This is a genomic window from Streptomyces scabichelini, from assembly GCF_011045015.1.
In the GTDB taxonomy this organism is placed as follows: domain Bacteria; phylum Actinomycetota; class Actinomycetes; order Streptomycetales; family Streptomycetaceae; genus Streptomyces; species Streptomyces scabichelini.
On the sequence record NZ_JAAKZY010000008.1, the window covers coordinates 48,783 to 75,602 of the forward strand.

Annotated in this window: 30 protein-coding genes, 2 tRNA genes and 3 pseudogenes; 16 read left to right on the plus strand and 19 right to left on the minus strand. The window is 69.0% G+C overall.

The features are described from left to right. The first annotated feature begins 90 nt into the window (after positions 1 to 90). Complete coding sequence (locus tag G5C60_RS04330) at positions 91 to 687, plus strand: TetR/AcrR family transcriptional regulator (protein ID WP_165254833.1); 597 nt, start codon at positions 91 to 93, stop codon at positions 685 to 687. Between the two features lie 411 nt (positions 688 to 1,098). Here G5C60_RS04330 and G5C60_RS51535 read toward each other — a convergent pair whose 3' ends face one another. Beyond that, complete coding sequence (locus G5C60_RS51535; RefSeq protein WP_338145684.1) at positions 1,099 to 1,389, minus strand: MarR family winged helix-turn-helix transcriptional regulator; 291 nt, start codon at positions 1,387 to 1,389, stop codon at positions 1,099 to 1,101. Between G5C60_RS51535 and G5C60_RS04340 the strand changes: the two genes are divergently transcribed. Next, positions 1,375 to 2,049 (plus strand): alpha/beta fold hydrolase, encoded by a 675-nt coding sequence (locus tag G5C60_RS04340; RefSeq protein ID WP_338145685.1) that lies wholly within the window; start codon positions 1,375 to 1,377, stop codon positions 2,047 to 2,049. The genes G5C60_RS51535 and G5C60_RS04340 overlap by 15 nt on opposite strands. Before the next feature lie 111 nt (positions 2,050 to 2,160). On the opposite strand, the gene G5C60_RS04345 is transcribed toward G5C60_RS04340, so the two are convergent. Together G5C60_RS04345 and G5C60_RS04350 are read right to left on the minus strand one after the other, a co-directional pair. Continuing rightward, positions 2,161 to 2,874: a GDSL-type esterase/lipase family protein gene (locus tag G5C60_RS04345; protein ID WP_165254835.1), complete on the minus strand. Its 714-nt coding sequence runs from the start codon at positions 2,872 to 2,874 to the stop codon at positions 2,161 to 2,163. Beyond that, the gene (locus G5C60_RS04350; protein ID WP_206439081.1) at positions 2,871 to 3,281 is read right to left on the minus strand and encodes a hypothetical protein; all 411 of its coding nucleotides are present in this window, start codon (positions 3,279 to 3,281) and stop codon (positions 2,871 to 2,873) included. The genes G5C60_RS04345 and G5C60_RS04350 overlap by 4 nt, the downstream gene beginning before the upstream one ends. Between G5C60_RS04350 and G5C60_RS04355 the strand changes: the two genes are divergently transcribed. Beyond that, a complete protein-coding gene (locus G5C60_RS04355; protein ID WP_165254836.1) occupies positions 3,259 to 4,017 on the plus strand; it encodes an AraC family transcriptional regulator in 759 nt (252 codons plus the stop codon). The genes G5C60_RS04350 and G5C60_RS04355 overlap by 23 nt on opposite strands. Here the strand turns inward: G5C60_RS04355 and G5C60_RS04360 are convergent, their stop codons facing one another. The 5 genes and pseudogenes from G5C60_RS04360 to G5C60_RS51540 form a co-directional block, all read right to left on the minus strand. Then, entirely contained in the window at positions 4,018 to 4,611 is a 594-nt protein-coding gene (locus G5C60_RS04360) for a dioxygenase (RefSeq protein WP_338145686.1), read from the minus strand. 111 nt (positions 4,612 to 4,722) lie between these two features. Continuing rightward, positions 4,723 to 5,670 carry a nuclear transport factor 2 family protein gene (locus G5C60_RS04365; protein ID WP_165254837.1) on the minus strand — a complete coding sequence of 316 codons (948 nt, stop codon included), beginning with the start codon at positions 5,668 to 5,670 and terminating at the stop codon, positions 4,723 to 4,725. 63 nt (positions 5,671 to 5,733) lie between these two features. Continuing rightward, positions 5,734 to 6,453: a YceI family protein gene (locus tag G5C60_RS04370; protein ID WP_165254838.1), complete on the minus strand. Its 720-nt coding sequence runs from the start codon at positions 6,451 to 6,453 to the stop codon at positions 5,734 to 5,736. A 91-nt stretch (positions 6,454 to 6,544) separates the two neighbouring features. Then, entirely contained in the window at positions 6,545 to 6,898 is a 354-nt protein-coding gene (locus G5C60_RS04375; protein ID WP_165254839.1) for an SDR family oxidoreductase, read from the minus strand. Positions 6,899 to 6,912: 14 nt separating this feature from the next. Further along, positions 6,913 to 7,128, minus strand: a pseudogene (locus G5C60_RS51540) (SDR family NAD(P)-dependent oxidoreductase); the annotation flags it as partial. Positions 7,129 to 7,234: 106 nt separating this feature from the next. Between G5C60_RS51540 and G5C60_RS04380 the strand changes: the two are divergent. Together G5C60_RS04380 and G5C60_RS53965 are read left to right on the plus strand one after the other, a co-directional pair. Further along, positions 7,235 to 7,810, plus strand: coding sequence for a TetR/AcrR family transcriptional regulator (locus G5C60_RS04380; protein WP_150469138.1), 576 nt, complete (start codon positions 7,235 to 7,237; stop codon positions 7,808 to 7,810). Positions 7,811 to 7,908: 98 nt separating this feature from the next. Continuing rightward, a complete protein-coding gene (locus G5C60_RS53965) occupies positions 7,909 to 8,064 on the plus strand; it encodes a hypothetical protein (protein WP_420907339.1) in 156 nt (51 codons plus the stop codon). A 109-nt stretch (positions 8,065 to 8,173) separates the two neighbouring features. Here the strand turns inward: G5C60_RS53965 and G5C60_RS04390 are convergent, their stop codons facing one another. The 5 genes from G5C60_RS04390 to G5C60_RS04410 all read right to left on the minus strand — a co-directional run bounded on the left by G5C60_RS04390 (position 8,174) and on the right by G5C60_RS04410 (position 11,891). Further along, on the minus strand, positions 8,174 to 8,431 hold the full coding sequence (locus G5C60_RS04390; RefSeq protein ID WP_165254840.1) for a hypothetical protein: 258 nt from the start codon (positions 8,429 to 8,431) through the stop codon (positions 8,174 to 8,176). Next, a complete protein-coding gene (locus tag G5C60_RS04395) occupies positions 8,428 to 9,027 on the minus strand; it encodes a hypothetical protein (RefSeq protein ID WP_165254841.1) in 600 nt (199 codons plus the stop codon). The genes G5C60_RS04390 and G5C60_RS04395 overlap by 4 nt, the downstream gene beginning before the upstream one ends. Then, complete coding sequence (locus tag G5C60_RS04400) at positions 9,024 to 9,593, minus strand: RNA polymerase sigma factor (protein WP_206439088.1); 570 nt, start codon at positions 9,591 to 9,593, stop codon at positions 9,024 to 9,026. Before G5C60_RS04400 ends, G5C60_RS04395 begins: the two co-directional genes overlap by 4 nt. Before the next feature lie 426 nt (positions 9,594 to 10,019). Further along, positions 10,020 to 10,095: transfer RNA gene (locus tag G5C60_RS04405), tRNA-Glu, on the minus strand. A 194-nt stretch (positions 10,096 to 10,289) separates the two neighbouring features. Next, positions 10,290 to 11,891 carry a metallophosphoesterase family protein gene (locus G5C60_RS04410; protein ID WP_165254843.1) on the minus strand — a complete coding sequence of 534 codons (1,602 nt, stop codon included), beginning with the start codon at positions 11,889 to 11,891 and terminating at the stop codon, positions 10,290 to 10,292. 82 nt (positions 11,892 to 11,973) lie between these two features. On the opposite strand from G5C60_RS04410, the gene G5C60_RS04415 reads away from it, so the two are divergent. The 10 genes from G5C60_RS04415 to G5C60_RS04460 all read left to right on the plus strand — a co-directional run bounded on the left by G5C60_RS04415 (position 11,974) and on the right by G5C60_RS04460 (position 21,515). Next, positions 11,974 to 12,324 (plus strand): metallopeptidase family protein, encoded by a 351-nt coding sequence (locus G5C60_RS04415; protein WP_033321391.1) that lies wholly within the window; start codon positions 11,974 to 11,976, stop codon positions 12,322 to 12,324. Positions 12,325 to 12,468: 144 nt separating this feature from the next. Continuing rightward, the gene (locus tag G5C60_RS04420; protein WP_206439089.1) at positions 12,469 to 12,981 is read left to right on the plus strand and encodes a hypothetical protein; all 513 of its coding nucleotides are present in this window, start codon (positions 12,469 to 12,471) and stop codon (positions 12,979 to 12,981) included. A 265-nt stretch (positions 12,982 to 13,246) separates the two neighbouring features. Next, complete coding sequence (locus G5C60_RS04425; RefSeq protein WP_165254846.1) at positions 13,247 to 15,433, plus strand: DEAD/DEAH box helicase; 2,187 nt, start codon at positions 13,247 to 13,249, stop codon at positions 15,431 to 15,433. Positions 15,434 to 15,610: 177 nt separating this feature from the next. Further along, positions 15,611 to 17,197, plus strand: coding sequence for an amino acid permease (locus G5C60_RS04430; protein ID WP_241266493.1), 1,587 nt, complete (start codon positions 15,611 to 15,613; stop codon positions 17,195 to 17,197). Positions 17,198 to 17,286: 89 nt separating this feature from the next. Then, positions 17,287 to 17,359: transfer RNA gene (locus G5C60_RS04435), tRNA-Lys, on the plus strand. A gap of 628 nt (positions 17,360 to 17,987) precedes the next feature. Continuing rightward, positions 17,988 to 18,125 carry a lasso RiPP family leader peptide-containing protein gene (locus tag G5C60_RS04440; RefSeq protein WP_338145687.1) on the plus strand — a complete coding sequence of 46 codons (138 nt, stop codon included), beginning with the start codon at positions 17,988 to 17,990 and terminating at the stop codon, positions 18,123 to 18,125. A gap of 83 nt (positions 18,126 to 18,208) precedes the next feature. Beyond that, positions 18,209 to 20,068: an asparagine synthase-related protein gene (locus tag G5C60_RS04445; RefSeq protein WP_165254847.1), complete on the plus strand. Its 1,860-nt coding sequence runs from the start codon at positions 18,209 to 18,211 to the stop codon at positions 20,066 to 20,068. Next, positions 20,049 to 20,306, plus strand: a complete 258-nt coding sequence (locus G5C60_RS04450; RefSeq protein WP_420907340.1) for a lasso peptide biosynthesis PqqD family chaperone — start codon at positions 20,049 to 20,051, stop codon at positions 20,304 to 20,306. Before G5C60_RS04445 ends, G5C60_RS04450 begins: the two co-directional genes overlap by 20 nt. After that, complete coding sequence (locus tag G5C60_RS04455; protein ID WP_165254848.1) at positions 20,303 to 20,734, plus strand: lasso peptide biosynthesis B2 protein; 432 nt, start codon at positions 20,303 to 20,305, stop codon at positions 20,732 to 20,734. Before G5C60_RS04450 ends, G5C60_RS04455 begins: the two co-directional genes overlap by 4 nt. Positions 20,735 to 21,206: 472 nt before the next feature. Beyond that, the gene (locus G5C60_RS04460; protein ID WP_165254849.1) at positions 21,207 to 21,515 is read left to right on the plus strand and encodes a hypothetical protein; all 309 of its coding nucleotides are present in this window, start codon (positions 21,207 to 21,209) and stop codon (positions 21,513 to 21,515) included. A 504-nt stretch (positions 21,516 to 22,019) separates the two neighbouring features. Here G5C60_RS04460 and G5C60_RS04470 read toward each other — a convergent pair. The 4 genes and pseudogenes from G5C60_RS04470 to G5C60_RS04485 all read right to left on the minus strand — a co-directional run bounded on the left by G5C60_RS04470 (position 22,020) and on the right by G5C60_RS04485 (position 24,604). Continuing rightward, a pseudogene (locus G5C60_RS04470) lies at positions 22,020 to 22,480 on the minus strand (flavoprotein). Next, positions 22,477 to 22,785: pseudogene (locus tag G5C60_RS04475) on the minus strand (helix-turn-helix domain-containing protein); the annotation flags it as partial. The pseudogenes G5C60_RS04475 and G5C60_RS04470, both read right to left, overlap by 4 nt. A 48-nt stretch (positions 22,786 to 22,833) precedes the next feature. Further along, positions 22,834 to 23,220: a magnetosome magnetite crystal formation protein family gene (locus G5C60_RS04480; protein ID WP_165254850.1), complete on the minus strand. Its 387-nt coding sequence runs from the start codon at positions 23,218 to 23,220 to the stop codon at positions 22,834 to 22,836. Positions 23,221 to 23,728: 508 nt separating this feature from the next. After that, positions 23,729 to 24,604, minus strand: a complete 876-nt coding sequence (locus G5C60_RS04485) for an alpha/beta fold hydrolase (protein ID WP_165254851.1) — start codon at positions 24,602 to 24,604, stop codon at positions 23,729 to 23,731. A 365-nt stretch (positions 24,605 to 24,969) separates the two neighbouring features. On the opposite strand from G5C60_RS04485, the gene G5C60_RS53000 reads away from it, so the two are divergent. Next, positions 24,970 to 25,209 (plus strand): RHS repeat-associated core domain-containing protein, encoded by a 240-nt coding sequence (locus tag G5C60_RS53000; RefSeq protein WP_165254884.1) that lies wholly within the window; start codon positions 24,970 to 24,972, stop codon positions 25,207 to 25,209. A gap of 364 nt (positions 25,210 to 25,573) precedes the next feature. Here G5C60_RS53000 and G5C60_RS04495 read toward each other — a convergent pair whose 3' ends face one another. Both G5C60_RS04495 and G5C60_RS04500 read right to left on the minus strand, forming a co-directional pair. Next, positions 25,574 to 25,864: a hypothetical protein gene (locus G5C60_RS04495; RefSeq protein ID WP_165254852.1), complete on the minus strand. Its 291-nt coding sequence runs from the start codon at positions 25,862 to 25,864 to the stop codon at positions 25,574 to 25,576. Between the two features lie 12 nt (positions 25,865 to 25,876). Then, positions 25,877 to 26,611 (minus strand): MmpS family transport accessory protein, encoded by a 735-nt coding sequence (locus tag G5C60_RS04500; RefSeq protein WP_165254853.1) that lies wholly within the window; start codon positions 26,609 to 26,611, stop codon positions 25,877 to 25,879. Positions 26,612 to 26,820: the final 209 nt, after the last annotated feature.

Consider the following 26,820-nt stretch of genomic DNA (forward strand, 5'->3'; position numbering starts at 1 on the left):
CGCACCCCCATTTGATAGATCGTTCTACTGTAATCTAGTGAAGGCCGACGGGCCACGCCAAGACCTCGGTGGAGAAGGGGTGAAAGGGCAATGGGACAGGGGCAGCCGGACACGCGGACCAGGATCCGGGATGCGGCCACGGTGTTGTTCCGCCGCAACGGCTACACGGGCACCGGCCTGAAGCGGATCGCGACGGAAGCGAACGCGCCCTTCGGCTCGATCTACCACTTCTTCCCCAGCGGCAAGCAGCAGCTGGCCGAGGAGACGATCCGCACGTCCGGCGCCGCGTACGGCCTGATGGTGCTGGCCTTGCTGGACAGTGTTCCGGACCCGGTCGAGTCCGTCGCGCATGCCTTCGAGGCGGCCGCGGACGACCTGGCCGCGACGGACTATGCCGACGCGTGCCCGATCGCGACGGTGGCGCTGGAGGTCGCCAGCACCGATGACATCCTGCGGGTCGCGACGGCGGAGGTCTTCGCCGAGTGGGTCAGCGGCGGCGAACAGTGGTTCGGCCGCTGGGTGTCCGACCAGAACACGGCGCGGTCACTCGCCTACTCGATGATCATGATCCTGGAGGGAGCGTTCGTACTCTCCCGGGCCTCCCGCGATCCGGAGCCGCTGCGGGTGGCCGGCCGATCGATGGCCGAGTTGCTGCGCACAGCCATCGAGCAGGCCGGAGCGGGCTGACTTCCATGGGCGGGGCGACCCGCCCCGGTCCAGAACAGTCGCATGTTCTCACAGCCGCTGAGCACGGGACTGGCCAGTGAAGTTCTCACCGGCCAGAGGGAATGCTCGGTCGCAGCTGTTCGGGCCCTTGCTGCTGCCCGGGAACCTACGGGGGCTCGAAGGAGCAGCAGGCAAGAGCTGTGGATGAGTTGACTTGAAGATCAGCGCCCGCTCGGCTGCTGGGGGTTGGTCCTGGCGGTGTTGCGGATCCATTTGGTGCGACGGTTGTCGGCAAGGACGGCGAAGGCATCGGTGGCATTCGATCCATAGGCGGTCTTGCGTTGGAGCCGGTCGGACCATGCGGTCCAACGCGTCCGGTTCCAGGGCTGCCGCAGTGCGACAGCTCGGAAAAGTGGCCGCTCCTGCAGGTCCCTAGAGTCGATACGCCGCCGCGATCCGCTCCCGGAACGGGCGCCGGCGTACGGCCTCCGCCACCTCGATCAGCAGCTCCGCCAGCGGCATCGAGAGCTCCCCGTCCAGCTCCGCCATCGCCGCCACCGTCGCGTCCCACTCCGCCTCGATCTGCGGCAGCAGAGCTTGGGCCTTCGGCGTGAGCTCGATCAGCCGACGGCGGGCGTCTCGCGGGTCGGGGGTGTGGGTGACCAGGCCCGCGCGGGCCATCTGGGCGGCCGTCTGGCTCGCGGCCGAGTGCGTGACACCCACCGCCGCGGCCAGGTCGCGGACCGGAAGCAGCACCTCGGCATCGAGAAGTGGCTGGTCCTCGGCGGCTCCTGGGGTGTGACTCTCGCGCTGGCCTACGCCGAGCAGCACCCTGGACGCGTATCCGAGCTGGTGCTCTTCAGCGTCACCAACACCACCCGCCGCGAGGTGGAGTGGGTCACCCGGGACATGGGGCGGGTCTTTCCCGAGGAATGGGCCCGGTTCTGCGATGCCGTACCGGAGCGGGAGCGCGACGGCAGCCTGGTGGAGGCGTACGCCCGGATGCTCGCTGACGCCGATCCGGCCGTACGGGAGCGGGCGGCGCGGGAGTGGTGCCGGTGGGAGGACGTACACGTGTCCACCCACCAGGGGTACAAGCCCGACCCCTGTTACGAGCACCCGCACTTCCGGCTGCGCTTCGCCCGCCTCGTTACGCACTATTGGCGGCACGCCGGCTTCCTGGAGGACGGGGTGCTGCTGCGTGACGCCGGGAAGCTCGCCGGCATTCCCGGTGTGATGGTCCACGGGCGGATGCGGACGGGCACGGGCTGTCTGGGGACGCCACGACGGAGGCCGTGCTGGCGGCCACGGATCGGTTCCAGACGCTCTAGGAACGGGCGGCCGACCGTGGCCTGGGACATCGACTCGGCCCGGGGCGAGTAACAATCAAGACCTGCAGATTTCCCGCTGAGTACCTGTGAGCGGGGAATCACCCCTGGCCACCAACACCTACCCGAACCAAGGTCAAAAAGACGAGTCAAGGCTCTGCACGCTCTACCAGGCCCGGAACCCGTTGTCCTCGGAAAGTTTGTCCGCAACAGCCTGGGCCCAGTCGCGGTAACCGGCGGCCGAAGGGTGGAAACGGTCGTGAGCGAAGAAGCCCGGGCCTGCGGGCAGGAGGTCCGTCGAGTCGACCCATGTTGCCCGCGGTTGCGCAGCGCATATCTGCCGGGAGACTTCGTCGAGGGCGCCCGCCCGCCGGGCGAGATATCGCCCCAGCGTGGTCGGGAGAGAAGGGAACACATCGAACGGTGGGATGCCGGTCACCACGACGTGCTTGGAACGGTCAGTGAGGTCGTCGACGATCGCGGAGAGATCGGCACCCCACTGGGCACGGGGCCGTCTGGTGAGCACGTCGTTGACACCTGCCAGGAGCACGGCCACGTCCAGGTTCTCTCCGAGCCGGGACAGGAGCCGGTAGTGAATGCGGCGGATGGTGGCGGCATACTGCCCGGCCACCTCCCATTCGACGGGTCGGCGGGTTCGTGTGGCGATTTCGTGGGCCAGACGTCCCGTGAATCCGTCGTCGTGGGTGTCGACACCGCAGCCGGCCGCGGTCGACTCGCCCACGACGGCGATGCGTATGGGCGGCCGGGACGTGTCCCCCACGGTTCCGGTGGTCGGCCCGGCGGCCGGGGGAAGCACCTCGGTGGTGGCGCGCACCCAGATCCCTTGCGCGGCAACGATGGGCAGCAGGAGCGGATTCACGAAACCGTCCTCTCCACACGCAGGGATTCGACGGCCGCCCGGCTCCCACCGGTCAGGTCCGTCCCCAGCGCCTGTAGCAACACCACGAGAGAACCGTTGGCCAGGAACCGTGCCAGGTCGTCCGGTGCGGCTCCGGTCAACCGCTCGGCCTCCCCCAGGACACCTGAGATGAGGGAGCGGCAGCGCGCCGCCACCTCCTCGTTCCCGCGCGCCGTGGCGCACGCCTGCAGCCACAAGCCGCTGATGACCCCGTCGGCGACCAGTTCCCGGAAGCCCTCGCCCATCGCCTGCAGCGGATCGCTCGGGCACGTTGCCGCAGCCTGCCGGAAGACCCCGCGGACGCGGTTCTCCAGCTCATCGACGCAGGCCAGAAAGAACGACTGCTTGCTCCCGAACAGCCGGAACACCCAATGGTCCCCACCAGACACCCCACCCGCGCATACGGGTGCGGAGCTTGAGGAGTTCACCGCCGCAACAAGCGCCAATGCGCACGCCGGGCAGGGCGTGGTCGACCTCGGCGGGGCCGGGCCCGTCATGCGGGTGGTGTGCGGCAAGTTCCACTACGCCGGCAACACCGACGGGCATCCGGTGCTGTCGGCGCTGCCGGAGGTCGTCCATGTGCCCGGCATGAGCGCCGACCCCCAGTTGCAGGATGTCGTCCGGATCCTCGCCACCGAGACGGTGGGCGGGCAGCCCGGCTCCCGGGCAGTGGCCACCCGCCTGACCGAGGTGCTCTTCGTGCTCGCGATCCGCGCCTGGATCGAACGGGCCGACACCGCCACCGAGACGGGACCGTCCTGGCTGACCGCCCTGCGCGACCCGCGCATCGGGACCGCCCTGTCACGGATGCACGAAGAGCCGCACCGCGACTGGACGGTGGAGAGCCTGGCCCGCACCGTCACGATGTCCCGCCCGGCCTTCGCCCGCCAGTTCAAGGAGGTGGTGGGCCGCACCCCGCTGGCCTACCTCTCTCGCGTGCGGATCGACCTGGCCGCCCGCCTGCTGCGTGACACCGCCAATCCGGTCGGCGATATCGCGCAAACCGTCGGATACCGCTCCGAGTTCGCCTTCTCGCGGGCATTCTCCCGGGAACACGGCATCGCGCCCGGCCGCTACCGGCGTACGGCATCAGTCCCTTCCTGATCAGCCGCTTGCTGAAGCTTCGCCTCCGTCGGCAGGGTGCGGCGGTACGGCGCGGTTGCCCCGGTCCACCGAGAGGAAGATGTCGTTCGCGACAGGGGTACGGATCTCCTCCGCGAGCCGGCCGATGAGTCCGGCCGTGCGGGCGAGCAGGCACGTCGAGGACGACGTCCGGCAGCGGTGTGCCGTCGAGGTCGAGGACCCGGCCGGTGAGGAACACGGGGTGCCAGGGATGTCGTCGGACATGCTGGCCCCGAACGCGGCCTCGGGTGAGTCGTCGATGTGGAACGGGCCGAGCACGGTCGCCGGTGTGGCGTTCGCCGAGAGCCGGTGGTTGAGCTGGACGACGAGCGTGCTCAGCCCGAGCACGTCGGAGGCGAGGATGGACTCCTGACGCTTGTCGTCGTTGATCCGGCCCGTCGCCGTGAGCCATTCGACTGCCGCCGCCCACTCCTCCTCGGTGAGATCAACGTCGCGGGCGAACGCATGGAGGTGGCGTACGAGCGCCGCCATCACCTCGGCGAGCCTGGACGAGTGAGTGGTGGCCCACCGTTTGACCACGAGGTCGGTGAGATTGTCCTCCGTCACGAAGGCCACGGGAGCCTCCTCGATTCGACAGGCCTTGACCGCTGTACGGACAAATGTTCGTACAGCGGTCACATGGGCGCGTGATCGATGCCTACAGCAAGCCCTCGCGACGTAATGGGCTCAGAACATGGTGTTGTCGTTGAGGGGAGGGGTCGACGGCACGTCCTGGACGGAGTCCCAGTGCTCGAGGATCTTGCCGTGCTTGCCGACGCGGAAGATGTCCACGACGGCCTGGCCGCGGTCCTCGGGGCTGAGGCGGTAGTGGGCGTGGATGGCCACCATGTCGCCTTCGGCGATGACGCGCTTGCGTTCCACGATCAGGTTCGGGAACTGCTGGAAGAAGTTGGTGAACTGCTCGCGCAGGCCGGCCGAGCCGCTCGGAATGGTGGGGTTGTGCTGGTGGTACTCCGGCGTCAGGTACCTGACCGCGTCGGGGTTCTTGTCGACGAGGAGTGTGTCGAAGTAGGCGGTCGCCACCTTCTGGCTGAAGGGAGTCATCCAGCGGGGGCCGGGCTGGTTCGTGCGCGGCCGGCTGACTGTGCCGAACATGTCGTTGCCGTTGACGGTGGTCTCCGGTACCTCCTGGACAACGTCCCAGTGCTCGGCGATCATGCCCTTCTTGTCGAAGCGGAAGATGTCGACCACGGACGAACCGCGGGTGCCGGGCTCGTAGACCGGGTTGGAGTGCACCATGACCAGGTCGCCCTGGGCGAGGACCCGCTTGACGTTGTACACGTGGTCCGGGAACTGCGCGGTCCAGTCGCGGATGAAGTTCTTGATGGCCTCCCGGCCGTCGGGGGCCATCGGGTTGTGCTGGATGTAGTCCGCACGGATGTACTGGTCGGCGACCTTGAGGTTGCCTTCTTCGAAGAGCTGCCTGAGTACGTGGACGGCGACGCGCTTGTTGCGCTCCTGGACGTGAGGGCTCGTGTGCCGGAAGTCCGCGACGGTCCGGGAGGATGCCGGGCTGGACGCAGTGGCGGCGGGTGCGAACCCGGCCACGGATCCGACGGTCGCCGTGGCCAGCAGGGCTGCGACGACCTTCCTGTACAGGGAGGTGCTGCGCATGACGGTGTTCTCCAATACGGGTGCGATGAGCGATGCGTTACGTGGTGGCTGTGGGCGGCGGAATCACGCGGGGGTGAAGGCGAGGAGGAACTCGACGGTCCCCTCGTCCTCGACGGTGATCCCGCCGAAGTTCGGTGCGTCGATGTCGTAGTCGGCGAAGGTGACGGGGATCGAGCCGTTCACGCGGAAGCCGTCGGCGGTGCGCTGGGCGGTGAGGTCGAAGGTGACGGAGTTGGTCTGGCCGTGGATGGTCAGGTCGCCCGTGGCCTCGCCGGTGACCTGCTCGTTCACGTCCGGCACCGAGCTGAAGTCCACGGGTTCGGTGAGCTCGAAGGTGGCGTTGGGGTACCGCTCGGTGTTCATGACCCGGCCGCGGAACTGGCCGTCGCGCTGGTCGGAGTCGCTCCGCACCGAGGCCAGATCGACGGTGAAGCTTCCGCTGACAGCCCGGGTGCCCTCGATCTCCAGCTCTCCGGTGACCTCTTCGGTACGGCCCACGGCCGTGACGTTCTGGCCGAAGAGCACCTCGTCGACGCGGTAGCCGGCCTGCGAGCCGCTCGCGACCCGCCAGCTGCCCTCGACGCTCTTGCCCGCCTGATCGCCGGAGCCGGAGTCGGATGTGCTCTCCGGTGCGGCCGGTGGACTGTCGAGTGACAGCGCGGCTGGTGGGTCGTCCTGGATGTAGTTGATGTAGACGTACGGGCCGCCGACACCCACGAGGGCGGCGGCGGCAACGCCGACGATCAGCCGACGCTTCCAGCGTCCGGGTGTGGTGCGTGCCATTGGTTCCTCCGAGAGGCAGACGATCGGATAATTGATCTTGAAAGTTCAAGTAATAGGGCAGAAAGTCCCCTGGGTTATGAATGCCATGGGGTCAGCCGTGGGCGGCGAGGGAGACGTGCTCCCATTCGGCCCAGGTGGCCGGCTTGCGCGTGTAGTGGTCCTTGACCAGCTCGATCGGCGGTCTGCCGAAGAACACCCGCAACGGCGGGTCCTCGGCGTCCACGATGGTCAGCAGCGCGGATCCGACGGCCTTCGGATCGCCCATGTCGGACAGGTCCAGGCCCTCGGCCAGGGCCTGACGGACTCCGTCGTAGAGCGGGTCGGGCTCGGAGTTGACCGCGGAGGCGCCGGGCCAGTCGGTCGGGTAGGGGCCGGGTTCGACCAGGGTGACCTTGATGTTCTGCCCGGCGACCTCGGCGGCCAGGGCCTCGGACAGCCCCTCCACCGCCCACTTGGGGTCTGAGGAGTCGCCATGACGCCCGCGTTGTTGACGAGGATGTGCAGCGGGCCGTCCCACGCGGTCACGAACGCCTCCACGGACGCCGGATCGGTCAGATCCAGGGAGGCGGCTCCGGTGACGACGGCGCGGCGGCCGGTGAGATCCGTGTCCGCAATGACCTCGGCGGCCGTGGATCCGGCGTGGAAGGGGGTGGTGACGCGTGTGCTCGTGGTCATGTCGGCACGTGCTCCCGGTTTGGTACGATCCAAAAATCGGAGGCTCCTCCGCTTTGCTTGGACTTTAAGCGGAGGATCCTCCGATTGTCCAGGAGGAAGGAATGCTGTGACCGGCAACACACGCGGACTGCGTGCCGACGCGCGGCGCAACCGGCAACGCCTGCTCGATGTCGCCGTACGCGCCTTCTCCGAGCGGGGCACGGACGCGTCGCTCGAGGCCATCGCCAAAGAGGCCGGTGTGGGCATCGGCACGCTGTACCGGCACTTCCCCACTCGGGAGGCACTGCTCGAGGCCGCCTACCGCAACGAGGTCGCGCGGGTCTGCGACAGCGCCGAAGAACTGCTGGCGCAGTACCCGCCCGACCAGGCGATGCGGGTGTGGATGGACCGGTTCATCGACTATCTGGCCACCAAGCAGGGCATGGCGGACGCGTTGAAGGCCGTCATCGCCTCCGGTGACTCGGACCCGTTCGCCGAGAGCCTGGACCGGATCAGCACGGCCATCAGCACGCTGCTGAAGGCCGGGGCCGAGGCGGGCGTCCTGCGCTCCGACGTCGACCCTCTCGACGTCGGATTCAGCCTCGGCGGCATCCTGCTGATCACCACCGACAAGGGGCTGCGCGACCGCGCGGGCCGCATGCTCGATCTGCTCCTCGACGGACTCCGCCACCGCGCCGACTGAACTGAAGACCCCTGCGACTGGGCGTACACATCACCCGCTTCGACCACCATGACGGCCCGGCCGCTCTCGGTCCCGAACCGTCCGCGGCGGGCGCGGAGGTGGCCGGCATCAGCCGCCTCTCCGTCATGGACCACTACTTGCATGGGCTCGCTCGCGGTGAGCCAATCGGGCGCTGCGCGGATGAGACCAGGCGGACGTTCACCGACAGTGTGCTGGTCGTCATGGACGACATCGTCGCCCGCCTGGGCGCCTGACGATCCGCCCTCCGCGCGCGAAGGCGCTCAGCGTCTTCGCCATGATGGTCGGGACATTCCATGGCCCGTGAGCGCCGGCGCCGAGCCGGTCGGCCACGTCCCCCCTCGGCTACGCCCGAGCCTCGACCGCCCGGCAGTCCCTGGACGCACAGCCGGACTCCCTCGCCGAGGCCGGCGTGACCCGGGTCTTCTCCGAGAAGAGATCTCCACCCGCGCCAACACGCGCCCCGAACTGGAGGCCGCCGTCAAACTCGCCGGAGAGATCCGCTCCTCCGGTGTACGCGTCACCCTCGTCGTCGAGGATCTCGGCCGCCGTGCCGGGGATGGAGCGCGAGTACATCCAGCGCATGCGTTGGCCAACGGTCACGAAGCCGGGTACGCCTGGTTGTAGAGGCTCCGCAGTGCGGTGGTGGCCTCGGCGTCGCCGTAGCACGGCGGGATCTTGCCGTCCTTGGCGTAGACGAGGTAGGTCTCACCGACGGCGAATTCCTGCCCGAAGGACTCCATCTCTGCCTCCTGGTTGTTCGTGATCCGGACGGTGGAGGTGTCTCCGCCGCGGTACCAGTGGTCCACCCGGAGGCTGACCTGGTCGCCCTTGACGGAAGTGGCCGTGCCCTCGAAAGCGGTCGTGTACTTGTGCAGGGTCGCGACGTCCAGCTCAGCGCATGCGGTCATGGCGTCGCTCTTCTGGACGGTCAGGGTCAGCGGGGCGGCGGTGGCCGGCGGGGTGTCACCGCTCTGCGTGACTCCCCAGCTGATGCCGCCGCCGACCAGCAGGGCAGCAGCTGCCGCGGCGAGCATCAGGGGGCGGCGGGGTCCGGTCGCGGTGCCGTGCGAGGTGTGGGTCATGGTGTCGGCGGTCATGGCGGCCTCCAGGAGACGGTTGAGATCAGGGGGAGGAGTCTTGGAGGTCAGCGCCGGGTCGGTGGCCTTCAGCCGGGCCAGCAGTTCGTCGTCGTTCACCGGTTGCTCCTTCCTTCAGCCGTCTCATGTCCGCTCTGGTCGGCGTTCTTTCGGTCGAGCAGGGCGGCGAGTCTCTTCTTCGCCCGGTGCAGTCGGATGCTGGCGGCGTTGGCGGTCAGCCGGGTCACCTCCGCGATCTGGCGCGGCGTCAGGCCCTCCCACGCCCAGAGCTCCACCACCTCACGGTCCAAGGCGTTGAGCGTGCCCAGTGCGGCGTGCAGTTCGGTGTGGTCGGCTTCCGCGTGGTCCGGCGGCGGTGCCGTACGGGTCAGCCGCTCCACCAGCCGCAGCCGGCGCCCTTGCGCCCGGCGGGCGTTGGACAGACAGCCGCGTGCGACGCCGTAACACCAGGGCAGCACCTCGTCGGCGTCGACCGGCGGCCCCTCACCGAGGCCGGGCACGTCCTCAAGACGGCGCCACAGGACGAGCATCGTCTCCGCGAGAATGTCATCGACCGCGTCGGCATCCGCCCGGCGCACCAGATATCGGTGCAGCGGTACGGCGACCGCGCGCGCCAGCGCCTCAAAGCGGACCTCTCGGGCCCGGGCAAGCTCCTGTTCCAGCATGGATTCCACGCCTCCACCTGTCCGGCACCGGCCGGTTCCTTTCACTGCCGCGGGAGCGTCGTCACCACTGCCCGGGACGGACTGCGCCGAGACCGTCGGGGATTTTCGCATGGCCCCGGCTTCCGGTCCGATGGGAAGCCGCCCTGGCAGAGGCGCAGGGAGTGGAGGTGCTGGAGAAGCAGCAGGTCCAAGCGATGCTGAAGGTACTCACCTGCCTCGCCGACCAGGCGGGAGAAGACGCAATCGCGACATACCCTGGGGGGTTCGAACCCGTGCAAGCGAAAGAGGGGCCACATATCGGCGCTTGGGACGTCCGCCTGGGGATTCGCGAGCCACAGTGGACTAGACATCATCCAGCGCGACATAACGCGCTGAGTAAATGGGGCGTCAGAAGTGCGCCCCGACCTGCGATAACGCAGAGTAAGCTGGTGCCCCCAACGGGATTCGAACCCGTGCTACCGCCTTGAAAGGGCGGCGTCCTAGGCCGCTAGACGATGAGGGCTAAGGCCTGCCTGCTGCTTCTTACTGTCTGAGATCTGAATCTTTCTGAGGACGTGAGAAGCATGTGACTCCGCCCTTCCCCGAAAGGAACAGCTTCTCCTTCGATTGCGTGGAATCCAAGGACGGTCAAGCCCTGACCGCCGCCCGAGGGCAGGGCTCAGACTTTACTACGACCTGGTGGGCCCTCCAAACCGACTATCGGGAGGGGGCCGCCGGTGAGGACGGGCTCGGCGGCTGTGAGCCAGGAGGCGGCGGCTGTGAGCTCGGGCTCTGTGTCGGGTTCAGGCTCCCTCCGGGCTGGTTCTCCTCCGGCAGGTGGCGGCTGACCTCGGCCGTGGTCAGGCCCAGGCCGCCCAGCTTGATCTCGTCCCAGGCCTGGAGGCGACGGGTGTCACGGTCCAGGTAGAGGACCGACGCCTCGATCGGGTCGGGGTACTTGCCCTCCAGCGCACGGAGCCCGCTGCCGCCCGTCGAGCCCTCGAGGCGCAGCCGCGTGCCGTACTTCATGACCTCCATCTCCGGATGGTGGAGGTGGCCCGCCAGGACGAGCGGTACCTCGCCGTCCGTCTCGCGCGCGGCATCCGGGTTGTGCGCGATGGCGATGTCCACGGGCGTGCCCGCCGCCTTCTGGTCGCGGAGTTCGGAGGCCAGGCGGGCGCCCGCCAGCTCCTCCGAGGCGGTCTGCTTCTCCGTGCGGTCGGGGGTGAACTGCGGGTCGCCCATGCCCGCGAACCGCAGGCCCTCGACCGACACGGCCCGCCCCTCGTCCAGTACGTGCACGTTCTTCATGCGCTCCAGATAGGCCTGCGTCTCCCGCGAATCGTGGTTGCCGCGCACCCATACATACGGAGCGCCCAGGTTGGCGGCCGGGTCAAGAAAGCCGTTCTCCGCCGCGGTGCCGTGGTCCATCGTGTCGCCGGAGTCGACGATCACATCGATCTTGTACTGCTTCACGAGCGAGGCGATGATCTTCCAGCTCGCCGGGTTGAGATGGATGTCGGAGACGTGCAGGACGCGGATCGTGGAGGGGTCGGGCGCGTACGCGGGGAGTGTGGACGTGGCGTCGTACAGCTTCGTCACGTTCGTCACCAGGCGCGCCAACTCCTTCTGGTAGACGTCGAATTCGCTGACGATGCTGCGGGCGTTGCCGACGACGGAGGGCGCCGAGGACAGCAGTCCCGAGAACTTCGGCTCCAGGACCGACTTCGGGTTCCAGGTCGCGAAGGCCGTCGCCCCGGAGGCGGCCAGGAGCGCCAGCGCCAGGCCGCCGGCCGCCAGGGCCCGCCGCGGGCGGCGGTAGACGGCGAGACCGAGTGCGGTCGCCCCGGAGACGACGGCGACTCCGGAGCGTACGGCCAGGTCGAGGGTGCCGTGGCCGACGTCACGGGTGACCTCGTCCTGGAGGCCGGAGAGCCGTTCGGGGTGGTCGACGAGGGCCTGGGAGCGAACCGGGTCGAGCTGGTCCACGTCGACGTCCAGGCGGATCGGCGCGATGTGGCTGCGCAGTTCGAGGGCGCCGAGCGGCGAGACGTTGATCTTCGTGCCGCCGGTGAAGGAGGGGCGCAGGGTCATGGTGGTGTCCATGGGACCGACCGGCACGCGTACGTTTCCCACGATCAGCAGGCCCAGCCACGCTCCGAGCACCACGACGGTGATCAGGCCGAGGGCGCGGGCGTACGGGTGTGGCTGGTGGACGAGTTCGATGACCGGGTGCGTGTGGCGAGCGCGATAGTGGCGTACGAGCGCACGTGGCGCCTTTCGTGCGCGTTGCAGAGCGGCGGCGGGGACGCGGGCCATTGGTCCCGTATGCCCAAGTCCCAGGTCGGATATGCCGGGCCTTCAGCCCTCGTACCCGACCTCCGTACCTGACAATGGCTCTGTGCTGGAGATGACGCGCGAGGAGTTCGAGGAACTGGTCGCCGAGGCCCTGGACCGGATTCCGCCGGAGCTGACACGACTGATGGACAACGTGGCGGTGTTCGTCGAGGACGAACCGCCGAGCAACGATCCCGAGCTGCTCGGGCTGTACGAGGGGACTCCGCTGACCGACCGCGGGGAGTGGTACGCCGGGGTGCTGCCGGACCGGATCACCATCTACCGAGGGCCGACGCTGCGGATGTGCGAGTCGCGGGAGGACGTCGTCGCCGAGACGGAAGTGACGGTGGTTCATGAAATCGCCCACCACTTCGGGATCGACGACGCGCGGCTGCACGCGCTCGGATACGGCTGACATCCAACTCGTGGATTCGTAGATCCGTAGATTCGTAGAACTGTTGAATTCTGTCGCCTCGTGCGGCGTGTCCTCTTGCGGGCGGCGGGAGTTGGGCAGGGGGACTGCTTGTCCCCGCCCCGGAGGTGGCTGCCCGTGCGCGCCATGTACGTACCTGTCCGTCTGGCCGCCGCGGCCCTGGCCGTCGTGGCGAGCGCCGGCTGCATGAGCGTCAGTGATGACGACGACGATGCGAGCAGGGCCAAGCCGTCGCACTCGGCGGGGCAGCAGGGTGGTGAGGCGCCCGACGGAGGTTCCGCGGTGACGGGCGGTGGCGGCTCCGGGCACGGCGGGGACAGTGGTGAAGAACACAGTTCGGGGAAGCCCGGCGAGTCCGGGTCCGGGGCCGGTGCGGCGTCCCCGTCGGCTGACAAGGGCGGGTCCGCGGCGCCACGCCGGCCGGGGAAGAAGGAACCGAAGCCGGAAGTGCCCAAGCCGACGAAGGCTCAGCCGTCTCCGACGCGTACGACACCCCGGCCGAAGCCGACGCCGCCGAAGGACTCGCCCTCGCCGTCACCGGACCCCACCACCGCCGAACCGTCCTCCTCGGCGCACCCGGACCCCACACCGCAGCTCGCGGAGCGGGAGCCGGCGCCCCATGCGGGAGTCGGGGCCTGATGGCCAGAGCCTGACGCGAGGTCCTGACAGCCAGGTCCTGACAGCCAGGGGCCCCTGAGCTGCGAGTATCGGCTCAGTTTGCTTTAAGGCGCGAGGGGTGCGTATCTTGGTAGATCGTTTGATCCCATCTTGCCCGGCGCCATCACAGAGCGCGCCGTGTGGCGCGTACTCTCCCTTGCCGTGGCTGACCGCATTGAGGCGGTCGAATGCGAACACGGAGTTGACGGGCGCGTGCCGACGAGACTCCGGAAGGTTTCGCATTCGCATGTCCATTTCCAGTACTGATCACATCGTCGTGCCCGAGAACGAGGCCGTCGAAGTGCCCGAGGCCGCCGAGGCCCAGGCCCCCCAGGCCCCTGAGTCCGCCGAGGCCCCCGAGGTCACCTTCGGCGACCTGGGTCTGCCCGACGGCATCGTGCGCAAGCTCGCACAGAACGGCGTGACCAGCCCCTTCCCGATCCAGGCCGCGACCATCCCGGACGCCCTGGCCGGCAAGGACATCCTCGGCCGCGGCCGCACCGGCTCCGGCAAGACCCTCTCCTTCGGTCTGCCGCTGCTCGCGCAGCTCGCCGGCGGCCACACGGAGAAGAAGAAGCCCCGCGGCATCATCCTCACCCCGACCCGTGAGCTCGCGATGCAGGTCGCGGACGCCCTCCAGCCGTACGGCGACGTGCTCGGCCTGAAGATGAAGGTCGTCTGCGGCGGTACGTCGATGGGCAACCAGATCTACGCCCTCGAGCGCGGCGTCGACATCCTCGTCGCCACCCCGGGCCGCCTGCGCGACGTCATCAGCCGCGGCGCCTGCTCCCTGGAGAACGTCCAGGTCGCCGTGATCGACGAGGCCGACCAGATGTCCGACCTGGGCTTCCTGCCCGAGGTCACCGAACTCCTCGACCAGGTTCCGGCCGGCGGCCAGCGCATGCTGTTCTCCGCCACGATGGAGAACGAGATCTCCACGCTGGTCAAGCGCTACCTGAGCAACCCGGTCACGCACGAGGTCGACAGTGCTCAGGGCAACGTCACGACGATGTCCCACCACATCCTCGTCGTGAAGCCCAAGGACAAGGCGCCGGTCACCGCCGCGATCGCCTCCCGCAAGGGCCGCACGATCATCTTCGTACGTACGCAGCTGGGTGCCGACCGCATCGCCGAGCAGCTCCGTGACGCGGGCGTGAAGGCCGACGCGCTGCACGGCGGTATGACGCAGGGCGCGCGGACGCGGACGCTGGCCGACTTCAAGGACGGTTACGTCAACGCGCTCGTCGCCACCGACGTCGCCGCCCGCGGTATCCACGTCGACGGCATCGACCTGGTCCTGAACGTGGACCCGGCCGGTGACCACAAGGACTACCTGCACCGCTCCGGCCGTACGGCCCGCGCGGGCCGCTCCGGCACGGTCGTGTCGCTGTCCCTGCCGCACCAGCGCCGGCAGATCTTCCGCCAGATGGAGGACGCGGGCGTCGACGCCTCGCGCCACATCATCCAGGGCGGTGCCGCCTTCGACGCGGAGGTCGCGGAGATCACCGGCGCCCGGTCGATGACCGAGGTGCAGGCCGAGTCGGCGGGCAACGCCGCGCAGCAGGCCGAGCGCGAGGTCACGCAGCTCACCAAGCAGCTGGAGCGCGCGCAGCGTCGTGCCACCGAGCTGCGCGAGGAGGCGGACCGTCTGCTCGCCCGCGCCGCGCGCGAGCGGGGCGACGACCCCGAGGCCGCGCTGGCCGAGGCTGCCGCCGTCGTGGAGGCTGCCGCAGCGGCTGAGGCCGCCGTGGCCTCCGTGCCGGAGCAGTCGTCCGCGCCGGCGCGCGAGGAGCGTTCGTCGTACGACCAGCCGCGTCAGCGCCGCGACGAGCGGGGCGGCTTCCGCCGCGATGACCGCCGTGATGGTGACCGTGGTGGCTTCCGTCGTGACGACCGTCGTGACGACCGCCGGGACGGTGACCGTGGTGGCCGTTCGTTCGACCGTCGTGACGAGCGTCCTTCGGGTGGCTTCCGCCGCGATGACCGCCGGGACGGTGACCGTGGTGGCCGTTCGTTCGACCGTCGTGACGAGCGTCCTTCGGGTGGCTTCCGCCGCGACGACCGCCGGGACAACGACCGTGGCGGCGACCGTCCGTCGGGTGGTTTCCGTCGGGACGAGCGTCGTGACGGTGACCGTGGTGGCTTCCGTGGCGGCGACCGTCCGTCGGGTGGCTTCCGCCGCGATGACCGCCGTGACGGTGACCGTGGCGGCTTCCGCCGCGACGACCGTCCGTCGGGTCACCGGGGCAGCGACCGCCCGTTCAACCGTGACCGCCAGGGCGACCGCCCCTCCGGCGGCTTCCGCTCCGGCGGCCACGACCGCCCGTACGGCCGTCGTGACGACCACCGTGGCGCCGGCTCCGGTACGGGTACGGGCTCCGGCTCCTCCTTCGGCCGCCGTGACGACAAGCCGCGCTGGAAGCGCAACGGCTGACTCGACGGGTGACTCGACCCTTACCCGGAGGGCCCGGACGACTTCGGTCGTCCGGGCCCTCCGGCGTTCGCGCGCCGCGCGCCGCGTGGGAGCGGCCTGGAGCAGTGGTTGAATTTTGGCCAAACCGAGCTCATCCATGGCGCATGTCATGCCCTCGGTGAGGGAAACGCTGGGGGCATGACAACACCGTCCCCACCCTCCGGCGCAAGCGACTCCTCCGTCGCCACCCCCGCGCCAGCCGGCCCCGCTCAAGCCGTCTCCGACGAGGAACGCCTCGCGCAGCTCGGCTACACGCAGGTTCTCGCCCGCAGCATGTCCGCGTTCTCCAACTACGCGGTCTCCTTCACGATCATCTCGGTCCTGTCGGGCTGCATGACCCTGTACCTGTTCGGCATGAACACCGGCGGTCCCGCCGTGATGATGTGGGGCTGGGCCGCGGTCGGGCTGATGACGCTGTTCGTCGGCCTTGCGATGGCCGAGATCTGTTCGGCGTATCCGACCTCCGCGGGCCTGTACTTCTGGTCGCACCGCCTCGCGCCGAAGCGGACGGCCGCCGCCTGGGCCTGGTTCACGGGGTGGTTCAACGTCCTCGGCCAGATCGCGGTGACGGCGGGCGTCGACTTCGGCGCGGCCTCGTTCCTGGGCGCCTACCTGAATCTGCAGTTCGACTTCGAGGTCACACCCGGCCGTACGATCCTGCTCTTCGCCGGAATCCTCGTCCTCCACGGCCTCCTCAACACTTTCGGCGTACGCATCGTCGGCTTCCTCAACAGCGTCAGCGTGTGGTGGCACGTACTGGGCATCGCGGTGATCGTGGGTGCGCTCACCTTCGCCCCCGACAGCCACCAGTCGGCGTCCTTCGTGTTCACGGAGTTCGTCAACAACACGGGGTGGGGCAGCAGCCTGTACGTCGTTCTCCTCGGCCTGCTGATGGCGCAGTACACCTTCACCGGGTACGACGCCTCCGCGCACATGACCGAGGAGACGCACGACGCGTCCACGGCGGGCCCGAAGGGCATCGTGCAGTCGATCTGGACGTCGTGGATAGCGGGCTTCGTCCTTCTCCTGGGCTTCACCTTCGCGATCCAGTCGTACGACGGCGCCCTCGAGTCCGGCACGGGGGTGCCGCCCGCCCAGATCCTCCTCGACGCGCTCGGCGCGACGGCGGGCAAACTGCTCCTGCTGGTGGTCATCGGCGCCCAGCTGTTCTGCGGCATGGCGTCCGTGACCGCCAACTCCCGCATGATCTACGCCTTTTCGCGCGACGGGGCGTTGCCCTTCTCACACGTCTGGCACACGGTGCACCCGCGCACACGCACCCCCGTCGCGGCCGTGTGGCTGGCGGCATTCGGGGCGTTGCTGCTCGGCCTGCCGTACCTGATCAATGTGACCGCGTACGCGGCGGTGACGTCGATCGCCGTGATCGGCCTCTACATCGCGTACGTCATCCCGACGCTGCTCCGCCTCCGCAAGGGCGACAGCTTCGAACGCGGCCCGTGGCACCTGGGCCGCTGGTCGGGCCTGATCGGCGTGATCGCCGTGGCCTGGGTCGTCGTCATCACGATTCTGTTCATGCTGCCCCAGGTCTCCCCGGTCACCTGGGAAACCTTCAACTACGCACCCATCGCGGTCCTCGCAGTCCTCGGCTTCGCCGCCACCTGGTGGTTCGCCTCGGCCCGCCACTGGTTCCTCAACCCGGACCACGAACGCACCCGCGCCCGCGAGGCCGCTCGCGCGAACGCCCCGGAACCGGTAGATCCCTGACGCTTCCACCCAGCCATCGTGGCCGGGACTCCGATACCCGATCGGAGACCCGGCCACGTCCGGCTATGCTCGGGGAAGCAACATCGCCAGGGCCCTTAGCTCAATTGGCAGAGCAGTGGACTTTTAATCCATTGGTTGTGGGTTCGAGTCCCACAGGGCCTACGGTTCGCAGGCGGGGGAGATCTCCTCTGACCTGCGGTGCGGCGCTCGTCTCGGCTTCGGTCGGGGCGGGCGCCGTTTTGTTTTCGGGGCCGTGCGTGAGCGATGCGTGAGCGGATGCTGCACCAGGGTGCCGGCGTCAATGACCAGGTCGCGGGGATCGGCGCGACGGTCGTGCGCGGCACCCCGCGCGACAGCCTGTTCACCACGGTTCGATCGATCCCCGGGGCCGGTGTCCTGGTGAAGGCGGGGTTCGCCCCCGTTGGCGTCCTCGATGTGGGCGACGGATGCTGCGGCACCATCAAGTTCCCGGTGTACGGGATGCGGGCTGGTGGGATCTGCGCGGTGCCGCCGGGAGCGTCTGAACCTGTTCCGGGTGTCGTGGACGGTGCGCGGAAGGCAGTGAGGAGCTTCCCGTGGCACGGCGAGTGCGCCAGGCGGATTGTGGTGTCGTGTCCTGGTTTCAGTGAGCCGGTGGTGCACGTCCCGGCGTGCGTTGCTGGGTGCCGACCTGCTCTTTCCCTCCCGCGGGTGGATTGGCCCGCCGTTGCTAGCTGTGCGGTACACGGGTCTGCCTAACTTGCTTGCAGGGGACGGAAGTTCCGTCTCCGCGTAACCGGAGGTGATCACTGTGCAGGAGACCCTGCAGGGCTTCGAGACCACGGACGTGTACGAGCCGCCGCTGCTGGCCGAGGCCGGGCAGTACGCCGAGCTGACGCAGGGCGAATTCGGGGACTGGCCCGACTTCCCGGTCGGCCTCTGGCTCTGACGAGCCCGGCGGGTGCCGGCCTGGGCCGGCACCCGGTGCCACGCCGTCACGCTGTCACTCGTCCCCCACTCTGGAGATCGTCGATGGGCGCCTCGCCGGCCAGCTGGTTCGTTGTCCTTCCCGACCGGGATCTCTCACCCGTTCTCCTCGATCGTCTGCGGAACCTCGCCGGTCCGGCCGCGCTCCGCATCGTGCCGCATGCTTCCGGCCGTCCGTGGCTGGTCGGCTGCTGGCCGGACGACGAGCTGACTGCCTGCGCCGTCGGTGACGTACGCCTGGCGGTCGCCGGGACGTGTTCCCTGAAGCCCGCCGAACTGGCCGCGCGGGCCCGGCAGATCAACGACACCGCGCACATCGAGCCGGTGCTGCTCGATGCCCACGGCTGCTTTCACGTCCTGGCGTCCGTCGCGGGGCACACGTACGTGCGGGGCAGTTTCTCCGGGCAGCTGCGGGTGTACTGGGCCGAGGTCGGCGGCGCCACGGTCTGCGTCGACCAGGCCCGCGTTCTCGCCCGGCTGACCGCGGCGGAGCTGGACACCGCGCAGCTGGCCCTGCGGCTCACCGGTGACACCGTTCCGCACCCGCTCGGCTGGGATGCGTTGTGGCGTGGCGTGCACGGCGTACTGCCCGGCGCTGCTCTGGAGCTGGCACCGGGCGGCGAGATGCGCACCCGGCGCTGGTGGCGTCCGTCGGCGGCCGAACTACCCCTGGACGAGGCCGCGGCCGGGCTGCGGGAGGCACTTGAGCAGGCGGTCGCGCTGCGGGTCCGACCGGAGGAGGTGGTGGGCGCGGACCTGTCCGGCGGCATGGACTCGACCTCGCTGTGCTTCCTGGCGGCACAGGCGGGCGCCCGGCTGGTCACCGTCACGATGGACGCGGGCGCACCCACCAACGAAGACCGCCTCCACGCCACCCGGGCCGCCGGGCACCTGCCCCGCATCGAGCATCTGGTGTTCGAGTCCGCAGATCTGCCCGCCCAGTTCAGCGGGCTGGACGAACGCGTGGATCTGGGCGACGAGCCGTCCGCGATCGTGCGTACGCGGGTGGAACAGCGGTACCTGGCTGAGCAGATGCGGGCGCGCGGAGCCCGGCTGCGGCTGTCCGGCTTCGGCGGGGACCAGGTCATCCAGTCGCAACCCTCGTACGTGCACGGTCTGCTGCGGCGCTCACCCGCAACCGGCCTGCGCCACGCGGCCGGGTGGCGCGCGCGACGCCGCCAGCCCCTCGGAGCGATCACCAGGGCACTGCTCGACCGGGGCTCGTACGCCGCCTGGCTCACCGAGGCCGCCGGACTGCTGCACACGCCTGTGCATGGAGACGACCTGCGCTGGGGGCTGCGGCCCCATCTTCCGCCCTGGGCGAGCGACCAGACCGTACAGCTGTGCCGTGAGCAGCTGCTCGGTGCGGCCCGGGACGCCACCGAGCCGCTGCACCGTGAACGCGGACGGCACGCCTGGCTCGTCTCCGCGCAGCGTGGGGGCCGACTCGCCGGCCACCTGGCCCACTGCGGGCAGCTCGACCGGCTGCCGTATCACAGCCCGTTCTGCGACGACGCCGTGATCGCGGCCGCGCTCGCCGCCCGCCCGCACGAGGCCGCCGGCCCCTGGTCCTACAAACCGCTCCTCGCCGCCGCCATGCACGGCCTGGTACCCGAGACCATCCTGCGCCGCACCACCAAGGACCACTTCGGATACGAATGGCAGAGCGGCCTGCGCCACAACCGTCACGCGCTCGCCGCCTGGGCCGAGGACTCCCGCCTGGTGGCTGCCGGACTGGCCGACGAGGACGCACTGCGCCGCGCCCTGCTCTCGCCCCAGCTACTGATCGGCGGGACCGCGGAATTCGAGACCACGCTGGGAGTGGAGGCGTGGCTGCGCGGACTGGAACACCGACACATCCCCGACGGCACGAGGGAGACGAACAGTGCACCGACTACGCGCTGATGTCACCGCCTGCGCCACAGGCGACAGCATGGTCCTGCTCGACGAACGCGCCGGACGCTACTGGCAGCTGAACGGCACCGGAGCCCTCGTCGTGACGGCACTGCTGGACGGCGCCACCCCCGAGCAGGCCGCCGAACGGCTCGCCGCCACCCGCCCGGTCACCCCCGAGCGCGCAACCGCCGACGTCACGGCACTGGTCGCACACCTCGTGAAAGAGAGGCTGGTGACCGACTCGTGAGCCAGATCCTGGACACCGACGGCACATGCCCCGGGCGCGGCACCCGGCTCACCGCCCACACCGCCGTCATCGCCGCCCGGCTCCTCGCCCGCCTGCCACCACGCCGGATCCGTGCCGTACTGGCCCTGGTCCGGCGAGGAGCCAGGCCCGCCCGCTATGACGAGGCCCTGCGGGCCCGGGGGGAAGTAACAGCCGTCAGTACCCTGTGCGCGGGCCGCTACTGCCTCCAACGCTCCCTGGCCACCGCCCTGCTGTGCCGCATGCGCGGCCACTGGCCCACCTGGTGCAGCGGAGTACGCACCGCACCCTTCGGAGCCCACGCCTGGGTCGAGGCCGGCGGCAAGCCCGTCGGCGAACCAGCCGACACCGCCACCTACCGGCCGATGATCACCGTACCGGCAGCAGACCGCGACGGCATGGAGGACTAACGCCGCCAGGCAACGTCCCCTGCTCGTGACCTCGCCGAGTCGCTCGCGAAGAGACCCGCCCCCTCATCGAACACATGGCCGCAGACCGGGCCCGTATCTTCGAGCCGATCCCGCAGGTCTTCCCCGAAAAGCGCGGCGAGGAGCCCGTGCGCTGCCGCCTCCAAGAGGTCGTGAGGGCATCCTGCTTCACCCGCAAGTACGTCGCCCGCATCCGCGACGGGAAAGGTGAAGACCCAATGAGCAGGAAGACCGCCCTATCCCGCCTGTACGACGCAACCGACCAGCTTCTTGATGGCTATGTATCTCCGACTACCCGGCAACGCAAATCGAGACGCATCGCAGGTTGTCCCCGTAGCGCGATCAGATCGCACGCCACCCCGTGGAGGAGCACCCTCCACGGCAAGCGGCGGCATTCGCGGAGTCCGACGCGATCAACAGAGAACGCTCGGGCCGGGCGCGGGGAGCAGACCGCATGAGCGCATCCGGCTCCGAGCCGCGTGAGACCCTTCCGGAGGCTCGCAGAAAGATTACTGCCGCCCTGCTCGCGCACGGCTGGGAGCGCGTGGACATCGAGGAAGCGTTCGACCTCTACGACAGCGAACTGGCGCGAAAGATCCGCGAAGAGCGGAAGGGCGTGGAAGCCGAGAACTTCCAGTCGCACGCCTATCTCTTCGACGGCATGGACCACGCGGCCGACATCATCGACCCGTACTCGTACGGCGAGGACCAGGCGCGCCCGAACGAGGAACCCGGCCCGGGGGAACATCGGTACAACCGATAGCGCTGATTTGGCCGCCCCGAGACAGGTCACTCGGGACAGCCGGTCTCAGCGGCACTTCCTGTTGGTGGCTGGCCCCGACCACAATCCACGCGCCAACAGAGCGGGCGGCCTGCGTCTGGCGCAGTTGCCAGCCGACCGTGGTCAGAGCCAGCCAGCGTTTTCCGTTACTCAGCGGTGGGGGACGCGGTGCCTGCAGGGCGTGACCGGGGGATCAGCTTTGCTGCCGCCTTCGACGCCCTCACCGCCACACTCACTGAGGCCGAAACAGCGGGCCACGACGTGGAGAGGCTTCTCCAACAGGCAGTCGACCAGCGCGCCCTGGACGACGCCGACTACCCGGCACGGGTACTGACCTGGCGCATCCAACGCCTCAGCGGCAGGCTGGCGCCCAGCGCTCAAGCCCGAGCAGGACAGAGGCCGGGCGCCACACAGCTTCCCCATGTTCCAGTCCACCCAGCTGCCGCCGTCCCGGCTTCACAACCGTCGCAAGCACAGCGGCGCTGATCACAACCGCGCGGACAGTCTGGGGGCGAGCAGCTCCAACACTTCTTCCCAGCGGTAGCGGTCGGCCCTGCCGCCAGCCTTCGGCCGGTGGGGTTCGTACGAGCCGATCAGGATGCCCATCTCGCGTAGCTGCTCCAGACTCCGGCGGTACGCGGGATGAGCGGCCTGCGCAGAGTTCAGATAGGGCAGTACGGCGATCGGGACGTCCATCGCGGGTGCTTCGCACAGGATGCCGAGGGCGAGGTTGTCGGAGAATCCGGCGGCCAGGCCGAGCGGATGGGGCGTCCGATCTGGCTCTCCACCGCCTCCATGTCGAGGAAGCCGAGCCCTTGTGGTGTGGCGACGACGCCGACGTCCCACTGCCGCTCATGTGCTGCGGTGATCAGCTTGCCGACGTCACCGGCGACTCCGGCCGCGCAGACCACGATCTGGAGGAACGGCTTGTCGGGCTGATCACTCACGCGGGCACTCCCAGTTGGCGGCTGAAGTGGTGCAGCTCGGGCAGGGCCCGGCGGCGGTCGCGGGCTGCCATGTCGGCGACCAGTTCGCGTACGGCCGGGCGGCGGATGTCCTGTGCCGCGCAGCTCTCGGCGATGCGCAGGGCCTGGTAGCCGTCGGCGAGTCTGCCCTGCTGACTGTAGGCGCGGGCGGTCTCCACCCACAGGGTGGCCCGGCGCTCGGGGACGGGAATGTGGCGGCGCATGAGGGGCCGTGCGGTCTGCAGGGCTATGCCGGCGTCGCCGAAGGAGACGGTCGCGCTGACCTCGCCGACCGACGGTGAAGGTGTCGGAAGGAGCTCGAAGGCGCGCTGCGGTCAGCCCAGCAGACGCAGGGAGATGGACTTGATGAAGCGGAAGTCCTGTCCGCTCCCGGTACGTACGGCTCCGACCAGTAGCCCGACAAGCCCGACCAGGATGTAGCAGAACACCAGAAGCATCGGCAGTGGCTGGGTCTGCGGGTAGGACGACGGCAGCCCGATCAGGGCCGAGAGCAGGGCGCCGCCGAGGATCGCCAGGAATGAGGTCAGACCGAAGTTCGCCGCGTGCGTGGCATGCTGGCGGGTCCACGGGTTCCCGGTCCGCGACCGGATGGCCAGCGGGACCAGCCAGATCACGAAGATCCCGAAGCACGTGAAGCCCACGAGCGCCGCACCCAGATACGACCACACAGCTCCCGTCCGACTGTCGGTCCGCTCCGCCATGAGGCCCTCCTGCTTCTCAGCGGCTGCTGTCTTCTGTCCTACCGCCGACAGTCCGGGACGGGTCCCGGGAGCAACCTGCACGACACCGCGGAGACCCCTCGGGCGCCTCCATGGCCAGTGAACGGTCGGAATCCGGTCACCGATCATCGATGGCGGCGGTGAGACCGGGCGGTCAGTGGCCGAGTGGACGAACCGGCCGACGCCTCGCTGGTAGCGGGGTATTGGTAACCCCGGGAGTTGGAACTTGCGGAGTTCGCCGTGAGTCAACGATGAGGCTCGGCCGCGCGGCGCTGCCGCGCCCCGACCCCGGGCAAGCTGCTCACGATCGGCTGTGGGCGAGGGGAGGCGGCATCAGATGGGCCCAACATGTCGCCTTTCCGGCACCAATCGACGCGAGTCCACCGATCACACGGCGTTATGGCGAGCGAGCTGACCGCGACCGGGATTTGCCGAGAAGCGGACGTTGGGCGTCTCAATCGGGGCCGCTCGCGTGAAGCGGCGAGTCAGCTCAAGCGTTGTCGAGCACGAACGCGCGTATGAGCTCGGCGCACTCGGCTGGGTGTGTTTCCAGCAGCAGGTGCCCGCCGTCGTAGATGTGCGCGTCCATGCGTTCAAGCACGCGGTGGTAGGCGAGCACCTCGTCGACGTCGAAGAACGCGTCGTGTCGCCCCCACAGCACGAGCGCCGGCGGCTGGTGCGCCTGGTGGTAGTCGGCGAGCTCGCCGAAGCGGGCGACGTGGTTGGCGTAGTCGGTGAAGAGCGCGAACTGCGCGTCGATGTTGCCGGGTCGGGTCATGCGTTCCCAGTCGAGGTGCCACGACTCGGGAGGCTGCAGCGTGCGAAGGTGCTCGGGTAGCCCGCTGAGGTACTGGTCACGTGTGCCGGCGAAATTCAACCAGTTGGGCAGTTCGGCGCGGTTGTCGTCGGTCGGGTCGGCCCAGTACGCCTTGGCGCTGTCCCACTGCTCGCCGAGGCCGTCCTCGTGCGCGTTGCCGCTCTGGACGACGAGGCCACGGATGCGATTCGGATCGCGGGTGGCCAGGTGGTATCCCACCGCTGCACCGAAGTCGTGCAGGTAGACGAAGAAGTGTTCGACGCCGAGCTGGTCGAGTAGGTCCTCGATCGTCCGCGAGAGGTTCTCGAAGGTGTACTCGTACTTGTCGAGGGTCGGCGACGAGGACATGCCGAAGCCGGGGAGATCGGGCGCGATCACATACGCGGCATCGGCGAGCCTGGGCATGACCTCGCGGAATGTGTGCGACGAACTTGGAAACCCGTGCAGCAGCAGCACCGCCGGCTGGCCGGGCCGTCCGGCCTCGCGGAAGAACACCTCTACGCCGTCGGCGTCGGCCTGTCGGTGGCGGACCTTCTGGATCGCCTGCATTGCGTCCTCGTACCCGCCCGACTCGCCTTGACACGCGGCACGCAGATCCGCCGCGAGTGGGGCGCCGAATGACCTCTGGTGGTAACCCAGAGTGAGCGGCAGCGGTGAGGTACTCGGCCGACGGGCACTACGGATCCCGGAGCGCCAGGCTTTCCCCGGGCGTCGGCCGACGACGCTCGGTATTGTGTGCGGCTGGCTTCAGGGCTGTGTGTTGCGGGTCGACTACCCCTGCTGCGGAGAAGATCGGGCAGTACGGCGGCGCGCGAGCTCTGCGGCGTAGCCGGGCCGGGTGTTGCCCGCGTCCTGGGTCCAGCGTGTCGCCCGGTTGAGGCTGATCCCGAGCAGCCGTGTGATCACGGCGGCCACTGCCCGCCCGCCAGTACAACACCACCACAAGCCGCTTCAACCGCCCCGACCCGGCCGCAAGGAGCCTCACCACCCCGTACGTCTCGACGTACGTGTACGCCGACAACCAGCCCACCCTCCTCACCGACCCCAGCGGCCTGGCCCCTGTCGACCCCAATGTCCCGGGTGACGACAACCGCAACGGCCACGTGGACAGCCTCGGCGAAGCCGTCACCGGTTCTCGCCGGTCCGCACCGTGATGACCCGCACCATCCGCTGACCAACCCGGAGATAGTCCAGGACCCGGGCAGGGTTGCCAGATCCGCAGCAGGCCGTGACGGAGCGAGGATTCGAACCGGCACCGTCTCAGTATTTCCGGACCCTTGAGTTCGGGTTGAGGGTCCCGGATTTCCGGACACTGAGCGAGGCGGCACAGGCGTCAGTGTCCGGAAAATACGCACACTGAAGAGGCGTCAGTGTCAGGACCTACGAGCACGTGGAAGGCCCGACCGGGGGAGGTGCGGTCGGGCCTTCGGTGGGCTTCAGGGTCCGGGCACGCCGGACGTGAGGCCAGGATGCGGCATGATCGCCCGGAAGGCGACTACAGGCGTAGTCGACCGCCGACTACGGGGCATCCTCGAACATCTTGTTCTTATCGAACCGGCCGTCCTCGTCCAACCAACCCTCGTTGTCCATGATCTGGTGCATGAGGATCGCCGAGTAGTCGTCCTCCTCCACGTCGTTGCACGTGGACGGCTTCCCCTTCCCGCCAGCCTTTATCTGGGCCGCGAGGGCCTTCTGGCAGTCCTTCACGACGTCGTCGTAGGACGGCTGGCTGAGCCAGATCGCAGTGCCGGTGATGCCCCCGGCGACGGCTACGGCGGCACCGGAGATGAGCGCGGTGGTGCGGCGCATCGCGGCCCCCTGTCAGTCCCAGCCGCCGAGCAGCCCAGCGTTGGCCTGCGCGTGGCAGATGTTGTAGTCGCCGGACGCGTGAGCCTTCTTGGTCTCGCCGTCGACGGTGACCGAGCAGTTGATGTCCCCGGAGCCCTGGAGCTGCGCCATCACGTTGAAGTACAGCGCATCGTCATTGAGGGGCAGGGTGGCTTCGAACTTGCCGTTCTTGAAGGTGCCCTTACGGCTGTCGCTGTCCGAGCCATAGGTGATGTCCAGCGGGCCGAGGGCGCCCGCGGGAGCGGTGCCCCACACCTTGAAGACGACCTTCTGCGGCTCTTCCTTCTTCACTTCGTCGGCCTTCGGCTTGTCGCTGGGCTTGGCTTCGGCGGGCTCCTCCTTCTCCGCCTCAGCGTCGGCCGCGGTGTCCTCTCCGGCGCCTTCGTCCGCGGCGGTGGGCTCGGAGCTGACCGTGCTGCCCTTGCTGCTGTCGTCGGAGTCGCCACCGAGGGCGGCACTGAAGATCCCGATGATGACGAAGAGTGCGAAAACGCCAGCACAGCCCAGACCGATGATCTTCCCTGTGCTGTTCTTCTTCGGGGGCTGCGGCGGTGGGGTACTCCATCCCGGCTGCGGCTGCGGCTGCGGCTGCTGGTGTGGTGCGCCCCACTGGGTTGGCTGCTGTTGCGGTGTGCCCCATCCGGGCTGCTGTTGTGGGTGTTGCGGCTGCTGTCCCCATCCGGGCTGCTGCGGGTATTGCTGGCTCATGGTGCCCCCCTTGCTGCGCTGTTTCATGAGATGGGGGACGTTATCTGATGTAGGAGATATGTGAAGGTGGTGGGACGGTTCTGTGACCTGATGGGGTCGGGTGCTGGAAAATGGCAAAGGCCCGCGCTACAGCGGGCCTGTTGTTGCCGGGCATGCCGGATCTGCGGCCTACGGTGAGGCATGATCACGAGGAATGCAACTACGGATGC